Origin of the sequence: Bradyrhizobium sp. AZCC 2289, assembly GCF_036924615.1 — a bacterium.
GTDB lineage: Bacteria > Pseudomonadota > Alphaproteobacteria > Rhizobiales > Xanthobacteraceae > Bradyrhizobium.
In genome coordinates, this window is the sequence record NZ_JAZHRY010000001.1 from 7,255,533 (window position 1) to 7,276,507 (window position 20,975).

20 protein-coding genes and 1 pseudogene are annotated in these 20,975 nt (G+C 63.9%); 12 read left to right on the plus strand and 9 right to left on the minus strand.

Annotated elements, in window-relative coordinates; genetic code table 11:
* Positions 1-89: 89 nt before the first annotated feature.
* Positions 90-569 carry a DUF721 domain-containing protein gene (locus V1289_RS34435; protein ID WP_334402770.1) on the minus strand — a complete coding sequence of 160 codons (480 nt, stop codon included), beginning with the start codon at positions 567-569 and terminating at the stop codon, positions 90-92.
* A gap of 208 nt (positions 570-777) precedes the next feature.
* On the opposite strand from V1289_RS34435, the gene V1289_RS34440 reads away from it, so the two are divergent.
* Together V1289_RS34440 and V1289_RS34445 are read left to right on the plus strand one after the other, a co-directional pair.
* A complete protein-coding gene (locus V1289_RS34440) occupies positions 778-1,905 on the plus strand; it encodes an A/G-specific adenine glycosylase (protein WP_334402772.1) in 1,128 nt (375 codons plus the stop codon).
* 67 nt (positions 1,906-1,972) lie between these two features.
* Positions 1,973-2,392, plus strand: a complete 420-nt coding sequence (locus V1289_RS34445; RefSeq protein ID WP_334402774.1) for a PaaI family thioesterase — start codon at positions 1,973-1,975, stop codon at positions 2,390-2,392.
* A 136-nt stretch (positions 2,393-2,528) separates the two neighbouring features.
* On the opposite strand, the gene V1289_RS34450 is transcribed toward V1289_RS34445, so the two are convergent.
* Entirely contained in the window at positions 2,529-3,815 is a 1,287-nt protein-coding gene (locus tag V1289_RS34450) for a flavin-dependent oxidoreductase (RefSeq protein ID WP_334402776.1), read from the minus strand.
* A gap of 137 nt (positions 3,816-3,952) precedes the next feature.
* On the opposite strand from V1289_RS34450, the gene V1289_RS34455 reads away from it, so the two are divergent.
* Complete coding sequence (locus tag V1289_RS34455) at positions 3,953-4,573, plus strand: glutathione S-transferase family protein (RefSeq protein ID WP_334402778.1); 621 nt, start codon at positions 3,953-3,955, stop codon at positions 4,571-4,573.
* Between the two features lie 123 nt (positions 4,574-4,696).
* Here the strand turns inward: V1289_RS34455 and V1289_RS34460 are convergent, their stop codons facing one another.
* The 3 genes from V1289_RS34460 to V1289_RS34470 form a co-directional block, all read right to left on the minus strand.
* Positions 4,697-5,383, minus strand: a complete 687-nt coding sequence (locus tag V1289_RS34460; protein WP_334402781.1) for a glutathione S-transferase family protein — start codon at positions 5,381-5,383, stop codon at positions 4,697-4,699.
* 150 nt (positions 5,384-5,533) lie between these two features.
* Positions 5,534-5,827 carry a hypothetical protein gene (locus V1289_RS34465; RefSeq protein ID WP_334402783.1) on the minus strand — a complete coding sequence of 98 codons (294 nt, stop codon included), beginning with the start codon at positions 5,825-5,827 and terminating at the stop codon, positions 5,534-5,536.
* 135 nt (positions 5,828-5,962) lie between these two features.
* Positions 5,963-7,096, minus strand: a complete 1,134-nt coding sequence (locus V1289_RS34470; RefSeq protein ID WP_334402785.1) for a site-specific DNA-methyltransferase — start codon at positions 7,094-7,096, stop codon at positions 5,963-5,965.
* Between the two features lie 255 nt (positions 7,097-7,351).
* Between V1289_RS34470 and ypfJ the strand changes: the two genes are divergently transcribed.
* Both ypfJ and moaB read left to right on the plus strand, forming a co-directional pair.
* Positions 7,352-8,296 (plus strand): KPN_02809 family neutral zinc metallopeptidase, encoded by a 945-nt coding sequence (gene ypfJ / locus V1289_RS34475; protein WP_334402786.1) that lies wholly within the window; start codon positions 7,352-7,354, stop codon positions 8,294-8,296.
* 143 nt (positions 8,297-8,439) lie between these two features.
* A complete protein-coding gene (moaB, locus tag V1289_RS34480; RefSeq protein ID WP_334402787.1) occupies positions 8,440-9,000 on the plus strand; it encodes a molybdenum cofactor biosynthesis protein B in 561 nt (186 codons plus the stop codon).
* 75 nt (positions 9,001-9,075) lie between these two features.
* Here moaB and V1289_RS34485 read toward each other — a convergent pair.
* Both V1289_RS34485 and V1289_RS34490 read right to left on the minus strand, forming a co-directional pair.
* A pseudogene (locus V1289_RS34485) lies at positions 9,076-10,019 on the minus strand (bifunctional helix-turn-helix transcriptional regulator/GNAT family N-acetyltransferase).
* A gap of 123 nt (positions 10,020-10,142) precedes the next feature.
* Entirely contained in the window at positions 10,143-10,712 is a 570-nt protein-coding gene (locus V1289_RS34490; protein WP_334402788.1) for a glycosyltransferase, read from the minus strand.
* Between the two features lie 191 nt (positions 10,713-10,903).
* Between V1289_RS34490 and V1289_RS34495 the strand changes: the two genes are divergently transcribed.
* From V1289_RS34495 to V1289_RS34510, 4 genes are all read left to right on the plus strand, one after another.
* Entirely contained in the window at positions 10,904-12,064 is a 1,161-nt protein-coding gene (locus tag V1289_RS34495; RefSeq protein WP_334402790.1) for a PA0069 family radical SAM protein, read from the plus strand.
* A gap of 140 nt (positions 12,065-12,204) precedes the next feature.
* The gene (locus tag V1289_RS34500; RefSeq protein WP_334402792.1) at positions 12,205-12,660 is read left to right on the plus strand and encodes a VOC family protein; all 456 of its coding nucleotides are present in this window, start codon (positions 12,205-12,207) and stop codon (positions 12,658-12,660) included.
* Positions 12,661-12,734: 74 nt separating this feature from the next.
* Positions 12,735-13,478, plus strand: coding sequence for a ribonuclease HII (locus V1289_RS34505; protein ID WP_334402794.1), 744 nt, complete (start codon positions 12,735-12,737; stop codon positions 13,476-13,478).
* Positions 13,479-13,594: 116 nt separating this feature from the next.
* Positions 13,595-15,103 (plus strand): glycosyltransferase family 39 protein, encoded by a 1,509-nt coding sequence (locus tag V1289_RS34510; RefSeq protein WP_334402796.1) that lies wholly within the window; start codon positions 13,595-13,597, stop codon positions 15,101-15,103.
* 87 nt (positions 15,104-15,190) lie between these two features.
* Here V1289_RS34510 and V1289_RS34515 read toward each other — a convergent pair whose 3' ends face one another.
* Positions 15,191-16,030, minus strand: coding sequence for a uracil-DNA glycosylase (locus V1289_RS34515; RefSeq protein WP_334402798.1), 840 nt, complete (start codon positions 16,028-16,030; stop codon positions 15,191-15,193).
* A gap of 227 nt (positions 16,031-16,257) precedes the next feature.
* Here V1289_RS34515 and V1289_RS34520 point away from each other — a divergent pair, with 227 nt between their 5' ends.
* A complete protein-coding gene (locus V1289_RS34520; protein ID WP_334402800.1) occupies positions 16,258-17,916 on the plus strand; it encodes an electron transfer flavoprotein-ubiquinone oxidoreductase in 1,659 nt (552 codons plus the stop codon).
* Here the strand turns inward: V1289_RS34520 and V1289_RS34525 are convergent.
* Positions 17,901-18,239 (minus strand): hypothetical protein, encoded by a 339-nt coding sequence (locus V1289_RS34525; protein WP_334402803.1) that lies wholly within the window; start codon positions 18,237-18,239, stop codon positions 17,901-17,903. The genes V1289_RS34520 and V1289_RS34525 overlap by 16 nt on opposite strands.
* Here V1289_RS34525 and V1289_RS34530 point away from each other — a divergent pair.
* Positions 18,229-20,016 (plus strand): tetratricopeptide repeat protein, encoded by a 1,788-nt coding sequence (locus tag V1289_RS34530; RefSeq protein WP_334402806.1) that lies wholly within the window; start codon positions 18,229-18,231, stop codon positions 20,014-20,016. The genes V1289_RS34525 and V1289_RS34530 overlap by 11 nt on opposite strands.
* A 23-nt stretch (positions 20,017-20,039) precedes the next feature.
* A complete protein-coding gene (locus V1289_RS34535) occupies positions 20,040-20,924 on the plus strand; it encodes a 4-(cytidine 5'-diphospho)-2-C-methyl-D-erythritol kinase (RefSeq protein WP_334402808.1) in 885 nt (294 codons plus the stop codon).
* The last annotated feature ends 51 nt before the right edge of the window (positions 20,925-20,975 follow it).

Below are 20,975 nucleotides of genomic sequence, written 5' to 3' on the forward strand. Positions count from 1 at the left end.
CCTGAAGAGGTCTTAAAAAGAAGCCTTCGCTAGCTTGAAACGATAATTGTGGCAATGGCGGGTTGCGGCAGTCCGACCGCGTGTAAGCCTCAATTTCGCTTGATCGAGGCGCCCAGCCGCGCCAGTGCGGCGCGCAATTCCTCGTCCTCGACCGCGGACAGGGTTTCGGCCACCTTCGCGACCGATTGCGGGTCCGGCGCGCGGGGCGGCGGAGGCCGCTCCCGGCGCGACAACGGCGCCTGGCGCAGCGCCAGCCTTCCTACCGCGCTCCAGCCGAAGAAGCGATTGACGCGCTGCAGGATGACGTCCGAGGAGTGCTGGATTTCCAGCGCCATCGGGCCCTCCACCCGCAGCACCAGCGTCGCGGGTTCCTGCGGCTGCCCCTCCACCGGCCGCGGCCACTGCATCTTCAGCGGCTCGGAATGGGCAGCGATCTCGGCTCCGGCGATCTCCGCCCAGCGGGTCACCAGCTCGCGCGCGGCAAACCCCTGCTTGGCATAGGCGTCGGAAAACACGTCGCTGAGCAGGACGGAAAGCGGCTTAGCGCTGATCGGACCGGGTTTCGCCATGGGCGCCTTATAACACCTCGCGTAGCGTAGACGGAACCATCTCAACCGTCATGGCCGGGCATAGCCGTCCGAAGGACGGCGTCGCTTGCGCTCGCCTATGCCCGGCCATCCACCTCTACAACCCCTCACGAAGAAGAAAGACGTGGATGCCCGCGACAAGCGCGGGCATGACGTGGAGGGATTTGCGTTCCAACACTAGAGTGCCTTGATGACTTCTTCCGCGGCCACCAAGATCAAACGACGAAAAGCGCCTGAAGCGGCCTCCGGCCGGCCTGCACGGCTGCTCGACTGGTACGACCGGCACCGCCGCCGGCTGCCGTGGCGGCCGCCGGCCGGCGAGCGTGCCGATCCCTATCGCGTCTGGCTGTCGGAAATCATGCTGCAGCAGACCGGCGTCAAAACCGTCGGGCCGTATTTCGAGAAATTTCTGGCGCGCTGGCCCGATGTCGAGGCGCTCGGCCGCGCCTCGCTCGACGATGTGCTGCGGATGTGGGCCGGGCTCGGCTATTATTCGCGGGCGCGCAACCTGCATGCCTGCGCGGTCGCAGTGCTGCGCGATCACAGCGGGGTGTTTCCCGATACCGAGCAAGGCCTGCAGGCGCTGCCCGGGATCGGGCCCTACACCGCGTCGGCGATCGCGGCGATCGCGTTCGATTGCCGCACCATGCCGGTCGACGGCAATATCGAGCGGGTGGTGTCGCGGCTGTTCGCGGTCGAGGAGCCGCTGCCGCAGGCCAAGCCGATGATCCGGCAATTGGCCGCAACTTTGCTTGGCGATGTTCGCGCCGGCGACGAGAAGTCTCGCGCCGGCGATAGCGCGCAGGCGCTGATGGACCTCGGCTCGTCGATCTGCACGCCGAAGAAACCGGCCTGCGCGCTGTGTCCGCTGAACGACGACTGCGCCGCGCGTGTGCGCAGCGATCAGGAGACCTTTCCGCGCAAGGCGCCGAAGAAATCAGGCGCGCTGCGCCGGGGCGCGGCCTTTATCGTCACGCTCGGCGACGAGCTTTTGGTCCGCACCCGACCCGAAAAGGGGCTGCTCGGCGGCATGACCGAAGTGCCAGGCTCGGACTGGCTTGCCGGACAAAACGACAACGCGGCGCTGCAGCAGGCGCCGGTGCACAAGGGCATCGCGCGCTGGCACCGCAAGGCGGGCGTCGTCACCCACGTCTTCACGCATTTTCCGCTGGAGCTTGTGGTCTACACCGCAAAGGTCGCCGCACGCACGCGCGCGCCCGCGGGCATGCGCTGGGTGCCGATTGCGACGCTTGCGGATGAGGCGCTGCCCAACGTCATGCGCAAGGCGATCGCGCACGGGCTCGGCCTCCAGGGCTGACTGCGCGACTGCTGACAGCATGCTGGCAGCAGGCCTGCGCTACGACAGCCGCCAACGGAGGCTCCCCATGATCGCAACCGCGCTCGACCATCTCACTGCGCCGCCATCCTCAAAGCTGCTCGGCTGGCATCTGCTCGATGCGCGGCCCAGGGACGGCTGGGTCCGGATCGGCTTCGACGGCAGACCAGAGTTCTGCAATCCGGCAGGCTTCGTGCAGGGCAGCATTCTCTCCGCGATGCTCGATGACACGATGGGCCCGGCCGTATTCGTCATGACCGACGGAAAGCTCTATACCGCGACCATCACCATGACGGTGAATTTTCTCGCCCCCGCAAAGCCGGGCCCGATCACGGGCGAAGCCAATGTCGCCCAACTCGGCAAGACCATCGCCTTCGTCGAGGGACGGCTGATGGCCGAGAATGGCACCGTGCTCGCGACCGCCACGACCAGCGCGCGGCTGGTCGAGTCCGCGAAGGCTATTCGATAGCTGGGTCTAGCAACGTCGTCATTGCGAGGAGCGAAGCGACGAAGCAATCCATTCTTTCCTTGCGGCGCTATGGATTGCTTCGCGGAGCCTGTCATCGGGCGCGCATTCGCGCGACCCGTTGGCTCGCAATGACAGGTCATCTCGTCGCGCTCGAAAGCCTGTCTGGCATCTGAACAATCGGCGGTTTGGCGTTGAGGCCTTCGACCTGAAAACCGGCGACGCGCTTGTAGTTGGCGGCGATGTCTTCCAGTTCTTTCAGCGAGAGCACGTCGGTGACGACGTTGTAGCCGTCGGGCGCGCGCTCTTCGACCAACTGCATGACCTGCTCCGGCCCATTGCGCCGGTTGAGCATGACAAGGTCGGTAGTTGCGGGCCGGCGCTCGGCCTCATAAGCCAACAGCGCGGTATTGGTCGGGCCATGCGCCAGGATTTCGCGGGTGAGGACACGGGCGTCCAAGATCGCCTGCGATGCGCCGTTGGAGCCGATCGGGTACATCGGGTGCGCGGCGTCGCCCATCAAGGTGACGCGGCCGAACGTCCATTGCGGGATCGGATCGCGGTCGACCAGCGGGTATTCGTAAGCGTGCGGGCAGTTCTCGATCAGGCCGGGCACGTCGAGCCAGTCGAATTTCCAGTTCTCGAACCATGGCAAAAACTCTTCGAGTTTTGCGGTCCGGTTGTAATCCTCGCGCCGCCATTGATAGGTCGGCGGCATGTGCCGTTCGGCGACCCAGTTGATCTGATATTTGCCGTTCGCATCGGCTTGCTTCGAGATCGAATAGCAGACGAATTTCAGGATCTCGTGGCCGGCCATGATCATGGTGCGGCCGGAAAGGAAAGCGTCGCTGGTGGTGATGCCACGCCACAGGATGCGCCCGTTCCAGATCGGCGGGCCTTCCAAGGAATAGAGCGTTTCGCGCACCGCCGAGTGGATGCCGTCGGCGGCGATCAACAGCACGCCGTCATAGTGGCCCGCCGGCTTGCCGGTGGCCTTGTCGATGAATTCGGCGCGCACGCCGTCTGCCGTCTCGGTCCAGCCCGACAGGTGATGGCTGGTGAGAATGTTCTCTTTGCCCAGTCGCTCGATCGCGGTATCCAGCAGGATCTGCTGCAGCGTGCCGCGGTGAATCGAGAATTGCGGCCATTTGTAGCCGGCCTCGATGCCGCGCGGCTCGCTCCAGATCGGTTTGCCGTGCTTGGAGAAATAGGCGAGCTCCCTGGTGCGCACGCCTGACGCGTCGAGCCGGTCATGCAGGCCGAGCTCGATCAATTCGCGCACGGCATGCGGCAGCACGTTGATGCCGACGCCGAGCGGTTTTAGCTCGGACACGCTCTCGAACACGCGTGCGGGGACGCCGATCTGGTGCAGGCTGAGCGCCAGCGTCAGCCCGCCGATGCCGCCGCCCGCGATTAATACGGTCATGATACGCCCTCGATAGCTGGCATCGTCATGGCATGGGAGCGCGGCTGTGGGCAACCGCGAAAGGCCGATATCGCCCCAGGGGATGGACGGCGCGAGGGCGCGCCGTTAACTTGCCGCTTTCTCAACGAGGACCGGCCATGTTCAAGCTCTACTTCGCCCCCGGCACCTGCGCGCTCGCTTCGCATATCGCGCTTGCGGAGGCCGGCGCCGCTTACACGACCGTGAAGCTCGATTTCAAGGCCAACCAGCAGAACAGCCCGGAATACCTCGCAATCAATCCGAAGGGGCGGGTGCCGTCGCTGGTGACCGATCGCGGCGTCCTGACCGAGACGCCGGCGATGCTGGCCTACATCGCCCAGAGTTTTCCGTTAGCGAAACTGGCGCCGCTCGACGACCCGTTCGAGTTCGCGAAAGTGCAGGCCTTCAACAGCTATCTGTGCTCCTCGGTGCATGTGGCGCACGCCCATAAGGGGCGCGGCTATCGCTGGGCGACCGACGAAGCTTCCTTCGCCGACATGAAGCGGATGATCCCGAAGAGCGTCAGCGCCAGTTTTGCGCTGATCGAGCGCGACATGCTGAAAGGGCCGTGGGTGATGGGCGAGCAGTACACGATCTGCGATCCCTATCTGTTTACGCTGGCGGGTTGGCTGGAAGGCGACAGCGTCGATCTCTCGACGCTGCCCCGGGTAATGGCGCATCGGCAACGCATGTCGGAGCGGCCGGCGGTGAAGAAGGTTGTTGCCGAAGAACAGGCGTGAGAATTCGTAGGGTGGGCAAAGCGCCAGCGTGCCCACCATCTGACCTTACATTGAATCGATAGATGGTGGGCACGGCGCTTGCGCGCCTTTGCCCACCCTGCGGCTTCAGCGATGTCGGCCCGATCAGGCCGCCTTGGTCTTGAGGTGGCCGAACATGATGCTGCGCGCTTCGTCGTCCATGTCCGCCTTGAAGGTGAACTTGTCCTTCAGCGCGATCGCGCGCGCGGCGGCCGGCCTGGCCGAGACTTCATCGACCAGCCGCTTGACGTTGGGGTATTTTGCGAACCCATCTTCGCCGAGCACGAACGCCGCCATCCGCGCCCAACCCCAGAACGCCATGTCCACGATCGTATAGGTATCGCCAACCATGTAGCGGCTCTTGGCGAGATGGTCGTCGAGGATCTTGTAATGCCGATGCGCTTCGAACTGGTAGCGGTTGTGGGCGTATTGCAGGTCCTTCGGCGCAAAGTGCTTGAAATGTACGGCCTGGCCGGAATAGGGGCCAAGGCCGGTAGCGACGAACATCAGCCATGACAGCGTTTGGGCGCGGTTGGCCGGCGTATTCGGGACGAGGTACTTGCCGGTTTTCTCGGCGAGGTAGAGCAGGATCGCGTTGGAGTCGAACACGAACACGCCGTCATCGTCGATCGCCGGCACCTTGCCGTTCGGATTCACCTTGAGGAATTCCGGCTTGAACTGGTCGCCCTTGCGGGTATCGACCGGCACCAGCTCATAGGGCAGGCCGGACTCTTCCAGAAACAGCGCGACCTTGTTCGGGCTCGGCGCGCCGTTGAAGTAGAATTTGAGCATTGGAAAGCTCCCTTTCGTTGCCGACGGGACGCGGCGGCACTGCCGCGGGCGGCATGTCCATGCGTAAATTCTGGCGAAAAGCGCAAGCGACGAGTTCGAGGAGGGCATGCAGTGCTGTCATTGCATCGGGCGCGAGCGCGCGTTTCCGCGCTATAGTCCGGAATACAACAGGCCGCATATGCTAGCGATGATCAGTGCAGCGCCGGCGACCCTCATGGCCGTCGCGGAACGTACCGCCGAATGCAGATTTGATGCGTCGATCGCCGGTTCGGTTCGGCGTGCATAGCCCTCTACGATAATGTGCTGATTGAAATCGCTGTGGGCCTCCAGCGCGTCGGATAAACCGGCGCAGATCAGCAGGATGCCCAGCAGGCCGAGACCGGCAAATCCCAACAACGCCAGGATCAGCATGGGAAACAGGCCGACCAGAAAGATCGGCAGCAACGGTAGCAGCAGTAGCGCTTCAGATTGCCTTCGCATCGCGGATCGCTCGACGCAATCAATGGCCAATGGCCCGGGTCGAGTTTAGTCCCCGTCTGCCTGGATTCAAGACGAATTGGCGTGATCGGCCGATGGATTTCAGCCCGCCGCCATCTCGGAGCGGATTTCGGCGCGCAGCTCGTCGATCAGGCGCAGGCCCTTTTTGGTCTCGACGTGCCAGAAGGTCCAGCCGTTGCAGGCGGGCGAGCCTTGCGCCACCGCGCCGATGCGGTGGATCGAGCCGACCTTGTCGCCGAGCATGATGGCGCCGTCGGCGCGAACCAGGGCGCCGTGGCGCTTCTTGGAATCGACCAGTTTGGTACCGGGCAGGATCATGCCGCGTTCGATCAGTTCGGAGAATGCGACCCGCGGCGCCTCGCGCGCGGTCATGAAGGGCGCCAATGAGGCTTCCGGCAGCGGCTCGATTGCGGCAATGCGTTCTTCTGCCGCGGCGGCGTAGGTCTTGTCGCGCTCGAAGCCGATGTAGCGGCGGCCGAGACGTTTTGCCACAGCGCCCGTCGTGCCGGTGCCGTTGAAGGGATCGATCACGAGATCGCCGGGCTTTGAGGACGACAGCAGCACGCGCGCCAGCAGGCCCTCCGGCTTCTGGGTCGGATGGACTTTCTTGCCGTCGGAACCCTTAAGGCGCTCTTCGCCGGTGCAAAGCGGAATCAGCCAGTCGGAGCGCGCCTGCACGTCCTCGTTCGCCGCCTTCAGCGCTTCGTAATTGAAGGTATAGCCTTTGGCCTTTTCGTCGCGCGCCGCCCAGATCATGGTCTCGTGGGCGTTGGTGAAGCGGCGGCCGCGGAAATTCGGCATCGGATTGGTCTTGCGCCAGACGATGTCGTTGAGGACCCAGAAGCCGAGGTCCTGCATGATCGCGCCGACGCGGAAAATGTTGTGGTAGGAGCCGATCACCCACAGCGTCGCCGACGGCTTCATGATGCGGCGGCAGGCGAGCAGCCATGCGCGGGTGAAGTCGTCGTAAGCCGCGAACGATGCAAACTTGTCCCAGTCGTTGTTGACGGCATCGACGTGGGATTCGTCGGGGCGCTTCAGGTCGCCCTTCAGCTGCAAATTATACGGGGGATCTGCGAACACCAGATCGACGGAGCCCGCCGGAAGCTTCGACATCTCGGCGACGCAATCGCCGACGACGATACGAGCGCTGGACTCGGACTCGAATTTAGTGCGGGGCGCCCTTGCAGACGCCCCGCGACGCGACACAACCATGACTCAATTACTCTGACTCAGGCGACGCTGTCGGCGACGCGGGACTAAACAACCGACTGGCGATACATTGACCGGGCAAAGTAAAAATCGACTTAACCGGAATTGTCGCCGGAAGAGATTGCTGAGGAAGATTCGCCGGTTCTGCGCACTAGGCAATAATTGCCGGGCGGGTTATTGATTAATGGATCGGAAATTTTAGGTTTGTGCCGCGTTGCGTATCTGAGAGCCACCAGCCGGGAATGAGGAATTACCGCCATGCGCTACGATGATTTCCGCCGCAGCGACGACATCGAGGACCGTCGCGACGACAGCGGCGGCGGTGGCGGAGGTGGCTTCGGTCTTCCGATGGGCGGTGGCGGCGGGCTCGGCATCGGCACCATCATCGTGCTCGGCCTGGTCGGCTACGCCTTCGGCATCGATCCGCGCATCCTGATCGGTGGCGCGGAAATTCTCACCGGCGGCGGCAGCCAGGCGCCGACGATTCAAACCGATCGCAGGTCGGGCCCGGCGAAGACCGGCGCGCCGAAAGACGAGATGGGCAGCATGATCTCCGGCATCCTCGGCGAAATCGACGATCGCTGGAGCGAGATTTTCCAGGCCAGCGGGCAATCCTATACCGGCCCGCGCATCGTGCTGTTCCGCAACTCGACCAATGGCGGCCGTTGCGGTCGGGCGGAATCGGCGATGGGTCCGTTCTATTGCCCGCCGGACAAGACGATCTTCCTCGACACCGGTTTCTTCCGCGAGGTCGAGACGCGCTTTCGCGGCTGCTCGGGCAATGCCTGCAAATTCACCGCGGCCTATATCATCGCCCATGAGGCCGGCCACCATGTCCAGAACCTGCTCGGCGTCCTGCCGCGCGTGACACAGAAGCAGCAGCAGCTGAAGCAGATCGGCGACAAGACCGAAGTCAACGCCTTGCAGGTCAAGGTCGAACTGCAGGCGGATTGCCTCTCCGGCGTCTGGGTCAACCGCGAGGAGAAGAAGCGGCCGGGCTTCCTCGAAGCCGGCGACATCGACGCCGCGCTGACGACGGCATCGGCGATCGGCGACGACACGCTGCAGCGGAAGGCGACGGGCAGGGTGGTGCCCGATTCCTTCACCCACGGCTCCGCCGCGCAGCGCAAGCAATGGTTTATGACAGGGTATCAGCAGGGAACGGTGCAGGCCTGCAATACGTTCGGTTCGGGGGCGTTGTAGCCGTTAGGTGATGGTAGCGTCATCCTGAGGTGCGAGCTCTTCGCGAGCCTCGAAGGATGACGAGCCCCCGGCCCATCCTTCGAGGCGCGCTGCGCGCGCACCTCAGGATGACGTCGGAGTGTGTGGCGAAGAGGTGTCGTGCAATGTCCATCGACGAAACCAAACAATTCGTGCCGCTCAACATCGCGGTGCTGACGATTTCCGACACCCGCACGCTCGCCGATGACAAGTCCGGCGCGACGCTGGTGGACCGGCTTGTTGCCGCCGGTCACCATCTCGCGGCGCGCGAGATCGTCGTCGACGACGTCGATGCGATCCGCATCATCGTCAAGCGATGGATCGCCGATCCCGGCGTCGATGCCATCATCACCACCGGCGGCACCGGCTTTACCGGCCGCGACGTCACGCCGGAGGCGATCGAGCCGCTGTTCGAAAAGCGGATGGATGGATTTTCGATCGCCTTCCACATGCTGAGCCACGCCAAGATCGGCACCTCGACGATCCAGAGCCGGGCGACCGCCGGCGTTGCCGGTGCGACCTTCATCTTCTGCCTGCCGGGTTCGCCGGGCGCCTGCCGCGACGGCTGGGACGGCATCCTCGCCGCCCAACTCGACTACCGCACGCGGCCCTGCAATTTCGTCGAGATCATGCCGCGGCTGGACGAGCATCTGCGGCGGCCGAAGGCTAAGGGCGCTTCGGCGTAGGATGGGTAGAGCGAAGCGAAACCCATCATCCGTGTGCGCGATGTCCGTGATGGGTTTCGCTTGGCTCTACCCATTCTACAATTCGCGCTCCCAGGTCTCGCCGATCAGGCTTTGGCCAAAGCTGCGATGCGGCTCGGTGGTGACCAGCACGAATCCGGCGTCCTGATAAATCCTGCGGGCAGCGACCAGGATGCTCTGGGTCCACAGCGTGATCTTGCGATAGCCGCAGGCCTTCGCAAAGCCGATGCACTCTGCAACCAGCCGCTGACCCAGCCCCTGGCCGCGGCCCGCCGGGTCGACCAGCAGCAACCGCAGTTTTGCGACATCGTCGCTGTGCCGGACCAGGAAGACCGAGCCGACCTGGACGCCATCGATGTCGGCGATCCAGCAGCGCTCCCGGGAGGCGTCGAACGAGGCGAGGAACTTTGCCGCGATCTCCGCGACCAGGCCCTCGAACGATGAATCAAAACCGTATTCGCTGGCATAGAGCGCGCCGTGGCTCTGCACCACCCATCCCATGTCTCCCGGGCGGGGCTCGCGCAGGATCGCGGGCGGAAATGGCGCCTGTGAATCGCCGAGCAGCCGTTCGATTGTCCCCATCGCGCCGGTCAGCCGCGCGCCGGCGCCGTGCGGCAACGCGGCCAGCATCGCGCTGACCTCGTCGTGCGAACTGCGATCAAGCTTCGCAAAGCCTGGCGTCCCTTGGCCGTCAAGGCGAGCCGGTATTGCCGGCGGTCCGAGGCCAGCGGCTTGCGGGTGATCAACCCGCTTTCGTCGAAATTCTGGACGATCCGGCTGAGATAGCCGGCATCGAGGCCGAGTTCGGCTCCGATCCCCTTGGCGGACAAATCATCCCGGTGCGCAAGTTCGTACAGCACCCGCGCCTCGCTCAGCAAGAACGGACTTTTCATCAGATGCTGGTCGAGCACGCCGAGCTTGCGGGTGTAGAAGCGATTGAAAGCGCGTACCGCCGTGATCTGGTCGTCGGAATCCTGTGGAGCCGAATCCTGTAGAGTCATGGCGCGCCTCGATACTTGCCATTGTCAAATAATTATTTGACTTTGGCAAGTATATTTCGGCGGCGCTGTCGGGCTCTGATTGGAGCGGAATCCGGCTTCAATATTTGTTTGGGGCCAGCCGGCCTAGGCGACCACGATGCGGCTGCGCAGCATCGTGCGGGAGCGGCGGCCGAGCTGCCGAAGCAGGCGGGCTTCGGAACGGCGGGCATCCGGCCGGTAACCGCCGAGCCGGTCGTAATGATCGCGGGCGATCAAGAGCCCCTGTTCAGCCGACGGACCCGCAATCATGCGGGCCACGAATTTGAGGCCGTCGCGCAGCCCCGTGTCGGCATAGGGCGAGCGGGCATAGCGAAAAATCCCGGCGCGGGGCCGGCCGCTGTTCGCGACGCCCTGGATGAATTGCGTGGTCTCCTCGATCCAGCCGGAGTCGAGCACGGCGCCGGCGTGCAGGAACATCAGCCAGGGTGAGCGCGCCTGACGTGCGCCCGCCGCCAGTGCCGCGGCGCGCGTTCCCTCGAATGGCAGAAAGCGGCAGCCGGCGACGTCGGCGACCCGTTCGATCACGCCGGTACCGGCGCGGTCGACCAGCACCACCTCGCGCACCAGGCCTGCCGCTGCGCCCGGCACCAAGGCCGCCAGCGTCGCGACGGCAGGCTGTTCGACCCCTTCGGTCGGAATAATCACGCTCAGCATTGAGGCTTCGATGGCTCAAATAGTGAAAAACGCTGCACTGTTAGCATCTTGTCACAATCAAAACAGCCGTCCGGTTGCAGTTTTTTGCGGCAAGTAAAAGCTGCGACTCCAATCCAGTTTTTGTTTTCACGTTGTGGATTGTCGTCATCCTTGTTCTTGATTTGTTCTCAAGGCGTGCTATGTAGTGACCCATGAGCCGAGCATCCTCTCATGCCCTCAAGCACCCGCCGGTCACGGCGCCCTCCGAACCGGCGGGTGCGACTCCTTTTCCGGAACTCGCCGTTGCGATCGACCGCGAGCGGCGGCGCGGCCGCGGCGCACAGTCCAACGACAGCGGCCGCTTCGAGGCTGAGGCCCGGGTCGCCTTCGACGACGGCTGGCAGAGCCTGGACGAGCTGCCGCCATTCAAGACCACGGTCGGGATCGATACCTCGCGCAAGGTGATCGCCCGCAACGACTCGCCCGACATCGGCTTCGACCGCTCGATCAATCCCTATCGGGGCTGCGAGCATGGCTGCGTCTACTGCTTCGCGCGGCCGACCCACGCCTATCTCGGCCTGTCGCCGGGGCTGGATTTCGAATCGAAACTGCTCGCCAAGCCGGACGCGCCGGAGTTGCTGGAGAAGGAACTGGCGGCGCCGGGTTATGAACCGCGCATGATCGCGATCGGCACCAACACCGATCCATATCAGCCGATCGAGCGCGAGTACAAAATCATGCGCGGCATTCTCGAGGTGCTGGAGCGCGCCGGCCATCCCGTCGGCATCGTTACCAAATCGGCGCTGGTGACGCGCGACATCGACATTCTCGCAAGGATGGCCAAACGCAATCTGGTCAAGGTCGCGCTGTCGGTGACGACGCTCGATCCGAAACTCGCGCGCACCATGGAGCCGCGGGCCTCGACGCCGCCGAAACGGCTGGAGGCGATCCGGCAACTGGCGGAGGCCGGCATTCCGGCAACGGTGATGGTCGCCCCTGTCATCCCGGCGCTGAACGACGCCGAAATCGAGCGCATTCTCGATGCGGCGGCGCATGCCGGCGCCAGGGAAGCGAGTTACGTACTGCTGCGGCTGCCGCTCGAAGTGCGCGACCTCTTTCGCGAATGGCTGATGGCGAATTATCCCGACCGTTATCGCCACGTCTTCACCCTGATCCGCGATATGCGCGGCGGCCGCGACTACGACTCGCAATGGGGCACGCGGATGAAGGGTACCGGCCCGATGGCCTGGATGATCGGCCGCCGGTTCGAAATCGCCTGCGAAAAGCTTGGCCTCAACAAGCGGCGCGCGAAGCTGACGACGGATCATTTCGCGAGGCCCAAGCGCAGCGGGCAGCAACTGAGTTTGTTTTAATAGTCGTCATTGCGAGCGCAAGCGAAGCAATCCATGCGACCGCGCAAAGAAAGAATGGATTGCTTCGTCCGCGGAGCCTGTCATCGGGCGCGCATTCGCGCGATCCGTTGGCTCCTCGCAATGACGGATGAGGAAACTGTATGAGTAAAAAACTGCCCGCGCCGGTCGCGCGTCTCACCGTCATCACGCTCGGCGTCAGCGATATGCGCGCCAGCATCGCCTTTTATGAAGCACTGGGCTTTGCGCGAAGATTTCGCGCCACCGGCGAAGCGGTTGCATTCTTCGACACCGGCGGCACCGTGCTCGGACTTTTTCCGTGGGATCTGCTCGCGCAGGACGTCACGCTTCCCGATAAGCCGAAGCCGCAAGCCTTTCGCGGAACGACGCTTGCCTGGAACTGCGGTTCGACCGAGGAAGTCGATGCGGTGCTGGATTTCGCGGTCTCCAAAGGCGCGTCGCTGCTCAAGGTGGCACATACGACCGATTACGGCGGCTATTCCGGATATTTTGGAGATCCGGACAATCATCCCTGGGAAGTCGTGGTCGCGCCAAGTATCGAGGTCGGCGACGACCGGCGGGTTCATCTGCCGGATTGACCCACAATTAAATAGCGGGAATTGGACCCGGTTCCCGGTTGCGTCGCCGGTCTTGCCTGCGCACCATCCCGAGCATGATTCGGGACCAATCCAGGAAAAAGGCCGACGGGCTACCGAACGGCGTGATCACGGTTTCGCCGCCGAGCTTTCGGCGCGAGCGCGCGCTGATCAAGCGCGGGGTCTGGCCGGTGGCTGGCTGCGACGAGGCCGGGCGCGGTCCGCTGGCGGGTCCGGTGGTCGCCGCGGCCGTCGTGCTCGACCCCAGGCGAATCCCCAAGGGCATCGACGATTCCAAGCGGCTGACCGCCGAACGCCGCGAGGAATTGTTCGAGGAAATTTGCGCGACCGCGTCGTTTGCGGTCGCCTTTGCCTCGCCGGCGCGAATCGATCGCGATAATATCCTGCGCGCCTCGCTGTGGGCGCTGGCCCGCGCTGTGCACGCGCTGCCCGAGACGCCGCAGCATGTGTTCGTCGACGGCCGCGACCGCATCGATACGGCGTGCGACTGCGACGCCGTGATCGGTGGCGACGGAATCGTGATGTCGATCGCAGCCGCCTCGATCATCGCCAAGGTGACGCGCGACCGCCTGATGTGCGCACTGGCGCTGGATTGCCCGGGCTACGGTTTCGAAACCCACAAGGGCTACGCGGTGCCGGAACATCGCGAGGCCCTCGACCGGCTCGGACCGAGCGTCCATCACCGCCGCTTCTTCGCCCCCGTCGTCGCCGCGCGGGAAAAGCATCAGTCGGCCACCGTCGAACCTGACCTTTTCACGGTCGAAACGCCGATCACGCCTGAGGTTTCCGCCGTTATCTAACGCCAGTTGCTTCGGCAGCCCGCGGCCTTTATCACACGTGCGGATCGGAAAAGGCCGGCTTGAACGCCTGGCCTGCACGTTTGCTTGTGCATTTACTTGGGCATTTCGGACGTTTCATGCGCTTCACCTCCCTGGTTGTCGAACTGATCCGTGCCCGGCCGCGGCTGGTGGTCTGGCTCGTGGTGCTGCTTCAGGCCGGGCTTTGGCTGTTCCTGCCGCTGCTGCTCTATCGCAGCCCGCCCGGCGATCTTGCGACGGTGCTGGCCTTCGGCCGGGAATATCAGGTCGGCACTGATTTGGGCCCGCCACTGGCGTTCTGGCTTGCCGATATCGCGTTCCGTGCCGCCGGCAATCACATGTTCGGCGTCTATCTGCTGGCGCAGCTGTGCACGATTGCGACCTTCCTGACCTTATACCAGCTCGGCCGCGCCATTGTCGGCGGCCAGCAGGCGGTGCTCGCGGTGCTATTGACCATGACGGTGGTGGTCTTCAGCTCGCCCGGCGTTGAATTCGGTCCACTGGTGCTGGCGCGCCCGCTCTGGGCGCTGCTGCTTTTGCATTCATGGCGGCTGATGGGCCAGAAACGGCACAACGCGTGGTTTGCATGGTCGATCGAGGCCGGCCTGTTGCTGCTGACGACACCGGCGGCGATCGGGCTGTTGCTGCTCGTCCTCGGATTCGCGCTCGCCACCCCGCGCGGGCGGCGCACGCTGATGTCGCTCGATCCGCTGTATTCGTTGCTGGTGATCGTCGTATTGGTGCTGCCCTATCTGATCTGGCTGTTCCGGTCGGATTTTCTGGTCATGCCGCCGTTACCCGCGATCGACGATCTCAGCGGAAGGGCGCTGCATTGGGGCAGCCTGCTCGGCGGCCTGGTGCTGGCGATGTCCGGCATCGTGCTGCTCGTGATCCTCAATTCGGGCTGGTTCGCCCGCAATGCGGAGGAAACGCCGATCATCTATCGGCCGCCGGTCGATCCGTTGTCGCGCCAGTTCGTCTATTTCTTTGCGATTGCCCCGGCGTTGCTCGGAAGCCTGATCGCCGGCCTGTTCAATCTGGACCACGTGGTGGGCGGCGCAGGCGTGGCGCTCCTGATGGCGGGACTGGCCGTGGTCGTTGCGACCGGCGATCTGATCCATTTGCGGCGCCAGCGCCTGTTGCGTTCGGTCTGGGCGGCGGCCCTGGCCGCGCCGGCCTTGGTGGCGATCGCAGCGACGCTGTTCCTGCCCTGGACCGGAACTGCCGACGTGCCGACCTCGCTGCCGGCGAATGCGATTGCGCATTTCTTCGGCGACAGCTTTGAACGGCGCACCAACCAGCGGCTGCGCGCGGTGACGGGCGATCCGCAGCTTGCCGCCCTGGTCGCGATGGACAAGGGCCGCCCACATCTGCTGCTCGATGCCGCGCCGGAACGGACGCCGTGGCTTAACGTGACGAAGTTTAATGAAACCGGCGGCGTCCTGGTCTGGCGTGCTTCCGACACCTCAGGCACGCCGCCCGCCGATATCGCGCAGCGGTTTCCCGGCCTGGTGCCGGAAGTGCCGCGCGCCTTCGAATGGATGGTGAACGGCCGGCAACCGCTGCTGCGGATCGGTTGGGCCATCGTGCGGCCGAAGACGCCGTAGTTCCTCGTGGTGAGGAGGCGCGGCAGCGCCGTCTCGAACCATGAGGCCCGTCGCCCATCCTTCGAGAAGCACGCTTGCGCGTGCTCCTCAGGATGAGGGAGACCCGGTCTGCACCAGCGCCTTGGCGATCGCGCGCAAATCCTGCCACGACATCCGCTTGTAGGACGGCGACCGCAATAGATAGGCCGGGTGAAACGTGGCGATGGCGCGGATGGTGCGGGTTCCGGTGTCGTAATCGAACCAGCGCCCGCGGGTTTTCATGATGCCCTCGCGGGTCTGCAGCAGCGTTTGCGTCGAGGGATTGCCGAGCGTCACCAGCACTTCCGGATTGACCAGTTCGATCTGCCGCTGGATGAACGGCAGGCAGATCTGCGTCTCCTGCGGCGTCGGCGTGCGGTTGCCGGGCGGCCGCCACGGAATCACATTGGCGATATAGGCCTTGCTGCGATCGAGCCCGATCGCCGCGATCATCCGGTCCAGCAATTTGCCGGAACGTCCGACAAACGGCAGCCCCTCGATATCCTCGTCGCGTCCGGGGGCCTCGCCGACGAACATGATGCGCGCCTGCGGGTTGCCGTCGGCGAACACCAGCCGCGTAGCGGTATGCTTCAGTGCGCAGCCGTCGAAATTCTCCAGAAGCGCGCGCAACGCCTCCAGCGTCGGCGCGGTTCGCGCCGCTTCCCTGGCTGAGCTGATTGCCGCTTCCGGCGCGACCGCTGTTTCGCTGCGCGGAATTGGCGGCGTTGCGGCCGGGATTTCCCGGACCGCGCGCGGTGCCGCCGTTTCGCGCGGCGCCGCAGCGGGAACGGCGTCGGGCTCGGCCAACCGGTTGACCGGCTCGTCCGTCAGCGCGCAATCGACCCCGGCTTCGAGATAAAAGGCCAGCAATTGCTTTAACGTAGGGGCGGGTTCAGGCGTGGGGTTCATTATGCCAATCTATAGCGTTTTCGAGCGAAGTGGATACCGGTTCGCGTCAAGAAAACGCGTCAAAACAAAAACCTGGAGCCTCGGTTCTGATCTAATCAGAACCGAGGCTCCAGGATGGATCGGCCGGCTACGAAACGCCTCAGATGCCATTTCCATGGTTGTCCTTGCCGCAAAAATCGGAAAGAAACAAACCTTGGAGCCGTTCTCAACCGGGCTGAGACCAGATCATGAGCACCGAAGAACTACCGCCGCGTGAGTTCGTGGAATTCGACGTCGTGATCGTCGGCGCCGGGCCGTCAGGCCTGTCTGCCGCGATCCGGCTGAAGCAGCTCAATGCCGATCTCAACATCGTGGTGGTGGAGAAGGGTTCCGAAGTCGGCGCACATATCCTCTCGGGTGCGGTGATCGATCCGGTCTCGCTCGACAAACTCGTTCCCGACTGGCGCGAGGATGCCGACTGTCCGCTGAAGACGCAGGTCAAGGACGACCGCTTCTACTGGGCGACGGCGCGCGGCGCATTTCGGCTGCCCAACTTCATGATGCCGCCGCTGATGAACAATCATCATTGCTATATCGGCTCGCTCGGCAATGTCTGCCGCTGGCTGGCGCCGAAGGCGGAGGCGCTTGGTGTCGAAATCTATCCGGGCTTTGCCGCGGCCGAGGTGCTCTACGATGACAAGGGCGCGGTTCGCGGCATTGCGACCGGCGACATGGGCATCGCCAAGGACGGCAGCCACAAGGATTCCTACACCCGTGGCATGGAACTGCTCGGCAAATACACTTTGTTCGCCGAGGGCGCGCGCGGCAGCCTCTCCAAGCAGTTGATCGCGAAATTCTCGCTCGACGCCAAGAGTGAGCCGGCGAAGTTCGGCATCGGGTTGAAGGAAGTCTGGGAGATCGATCCCGCCAAGCACCAGAAGGGTCTGGTCCAGCACACGTTGGGTTGGCCGCTGAACGATTCGACCGGCGGCGGCTCCTTCCTCTATCACTACGATGACAACAAGGTCGCGGTCGGCTTCGTGGTGCATCTGAACTACGACGATCCGTATCTGTCGCCGTTCGACGAATTCCAGCGCTTCAAGACCCATCCCTCGATTCGTACCGTGTTCGAGGGCGGCAAGCGACTCGCCTACGGCGCGCGTGCCATCACCGAGGGCGGCTACCAGTCGGTGCCCCGGCTGACTTTTCCGGGCGGTGCACTGGTCGGCTGTGCGGCTGGATTTGTGAACGTGCCGCGCATCAAGGGCGTGCACAACGCGATGGGCAGCGGCATGCTCGCCGCCGAGCATGTTGCAGCAGCGCTGGGCGCCGGCCGCGCTAATGATGAACTGGTCGATTACGAGAACGCCTGGCGCGGTTCCGCTATCGGCAAGGATCTGCACCGGGTTCGCAATGCGAAACCGATGTTGTCGAAGTTCGGCACAATGTTCGGAATGGTGCTCTCCGGTTTCGACATGTGGTGTAACACGCTGGGCTTCTCGCTGTTCGGAACTCTGTCGCACGCAAAACCTGACCGCAAGACGCTGGATCCGGCGAAGACCCACACGCCGATCGCCTACCCGAAGCCGGACGGCAAGATATCGTTCGACAAGCTTTCGTCAGTGTTCCTGTCCAACACGAATCATGAAGAGGATCAGCCGGTTCATCTCAAGGTCGCCGACATGAACCTGCAGAAGAGTTCCGAGCACGACGTCTATGCCGGTCCGTCCAACCGTTATTGCCCGGCCGGGGTTTATGAATGGGTCGAGGAACCAGCAGGTCCCCGTTTCCAGATCAACGCCCAGAACTGCGTCCACTGCAAAACCTGCGACGTGAAGGACCCGAACGGCAACATTACCTGGGTTCCGCCGGAAGGCGGCGGCGGGCCCAATTACGAGGCGATGTGACCACGATTGCGTGAACCGGCGGCGGGTCGGATATCGTTTTGGAGCGGGTTGAACACCGGTTCGCACTGGCAAAGCGCGCCAAAACAGGCGCCGGAATACCCTTCTGACGGCCCGGTCACGATACCGCCACACTGAAAGCGTTTCCGGATGGTGCGGGCAAAATCGGCGGCCTGAAGGCGGTATCTGCCAATCGATTCGCCGCCCGTATCCTTGCGGTTCAACGCCAAAAGCGGCATTGTCGCGGACCTTGATGCCGCCGCTTGGGTTCGCATTCGAGAAGATCCGTAAAATCCTGGAGCTAGGCGAACCGTGATGATTTCCACTCGTTTCAATCGCTGGACGATCGCCGCCTTTACCGTCGCCGCGCTGGCCGTCCCGGGCTCGCTTTTGGCGCAGACGCCGGAGCATACCGGCGACAACTCGGCGCAGTTCCCGAGCAAGATCGATCTGAAGGGGTTGACCACCTCCGGCAGCTATCTGGCGGCCCGTCACGCCAGCGTCGAACGCGACTCCAATTCGGCGGCGGCGTTCTATCGCTCGGCGCTTCGCACCGATCCGAAGAACAACGAACTGCTCGACCGAGCCTTCATCTCCTCGCTGGCGGACGGCGACATCGACGAGGCTGTCAAGCTCGCCGACCGCATCCTGACGCTGGACAAATCCAATCGCGTCGCCCGGCTGGTCGTCGGCGTGCGCGATCTCAAGCTGAAGAAATATTCGACTGCTCAGCTCAACATCAATCAGTCGATCCGCGGACCGATCACCGATCTGGTCGCGACGCTGCTGTCGGGCTGGGCCAGCTACGGCGCCGGCGACGCCAAGGCGGCGGTCGCCAATATCGACAAGCTGACGGGTCCGGAATGGTATCCGATCTTCAAGGATCTGCACGCCGGCATGATCCTCGAGCTCTCGGGCAAGGAGAAGGACGCCGGTACGCGCTTCGAGCGCGCCTACAAGCTCGATGATTCCATGCTGCGCGTGTCCGACGAATATGCCCGCTGGCTGACGCGCAACAAGGATGCGGCGGCTGCAACCGGCGTCTACGAGGCATTCGACAAGAAGCTGCCGCGGCATCCGCTCGTGCTGGAAGGCATGCGCGAGGCCAAGGCCGGCAAGAAACTGTCGCCGCTGATCGATACGGCACAGGCCGGCGCCGCCGAGGCGCTGTACGGCATCGGCGCGACGCTGACCCGCCGCGGCGGCGAGGATCTGGCGCTGGTCTATCTCCAGCTAGCGCTGTATCTGCAGCCCAATCATTCGCTGGCGCTGCTCTCGCTCGCCGATCTCTATGAGTCGGTGAAGAAGCCGGCGATGGCGATCAAGGTCTATGAGCGCATGCCGGCCAATTCGCCGCTGAAGCGCAATGCGCAGATCCAGCTTGCCACCAATCTCGACGCCGCCGACCGCAGCGACGAGGCGATCAAGATCCTCAAGGAAGTCACCACCGAAGACTCCAAGGACATCGAAGCCATCATGGCGCTCGGCAATATCGAGCGCGGCCGCAAGAAGTTTGGCGATTGCGCCACGACCTATTCCCGGGCCATCGATGTGATGCCGGCGAGCGGCGGCGACAAGAACGCCTGGGTGACCTATTATTATCGCGGTATCTGCGAGGAGCGCTCCAAGCAGTGGAGCAAGGCGGAAGCCGACATGCGCAAGGCGCTCGACATGCAGCCCGAGCAGCCGCATGTGCTGAACTATCTCGGCTATTCCTGGATCGATCAGGGCATCAATCTCGACGAAGGCATGAAGATGATCAAGCGTGCCGTCGATCAGCGTCCTGACGACGGCTACATCGTGGACTCGCTCGGCTGGGCCTATTACCGCATCGGCAATTACGAAGACGCGGTGAAGAATCTCGAGCGCGCGATTGATCTCAAGCCCGAAGATCCCACCATCAACGATCATCTCGGCGACGCCTATTGGCGCATCGGCCGCACGCTGGAAGCGAAATTCCAGTGGGCCCATGCCCGCGACCTCAAGCCCGAACCGGAAGAACTGCCGAAGATCGAAGCCAAGATCGAGAACGGCCTGCCGGAGGACACCTCTTCTTCGGCCGCTTCCGCCGACAAGAAAAAAGAAGACGGCAAGGGCGGCTGATCGAAGGGCTCGGGGCTTCGTCAATGCCGGCGCTGATTGCGGAGGGGCGTGCCAAGGTCAACCTGACGCTGCGGGTGGTCGGGCGGCGCGTTGACGGCTATCACGACATCGAAAGCGTGGTGGCATTTGCCGACTGCGCCGATCGCCTGACATTGACGCCCGGCTCCGAACTTGGGTTGAACATGTCGGGACCGCTGGCTGGCGCCTGCGGCGAAACATCCGACAATCTCGTGCTCAAGGCGGCGCGGCTGCTTGGGCAGCGCGTGCCGGATCTGAAGGTCGGCAGTTTCACCCTCGACAAGCTGCTGCCGGTCGCGGCCGGTATCGGTGGCGGCTCGGCCGACGCCGCGGCGGCGCTGCGGTTGCTCGCGCAACTCAATGGCCTCGCGCTCGACGACGAACGGTTGCTCCAGGTCGGGCTTGCGACCGGCGCCGACGTGCCGGTTTGCCTCGCCTCCCACGCCTGCGACATGACCGGCGTCGGCGAGACCCTGTTGCCGCTGAGCCTGCCGATCCTGCCATGCGTGATGGTCAATCCGCGCGTTCCCGTGGCGACCAAGGACGTGTTCGCCGCGCTGGGCTTGCGCAATGGCGAGCTATTGGTCGGCGCCACGGACATTCTCCGGGGCACCGCCTGGCCGGAAGCCGGCGCATCGGTCGAAGACTGGGTCGAAGTGCTTGCGGCCAGTTCCAACGACCTGGAGGCGCCGGCGATGCGCATTCAGCCCGTGATCGGCGAAGTGATCTCGGCGCTATCGGCCAGCAACGGGGCGTGGCTGGCGCGGATGTCCGGTTCGGGTGCGACCTGTTTTGCGATTTATGAGAACACCGCCGACGCCGGCCGCGCGGCGGACAAAATCCGGCGCGATCACCCCGGATGGTGGGTGCATGCGGGGACGTTGAGCTAGGCTTCGCGCTGTCGTCACCCGCGAACGCGGGTGACCCAGTATTCCAGAGAC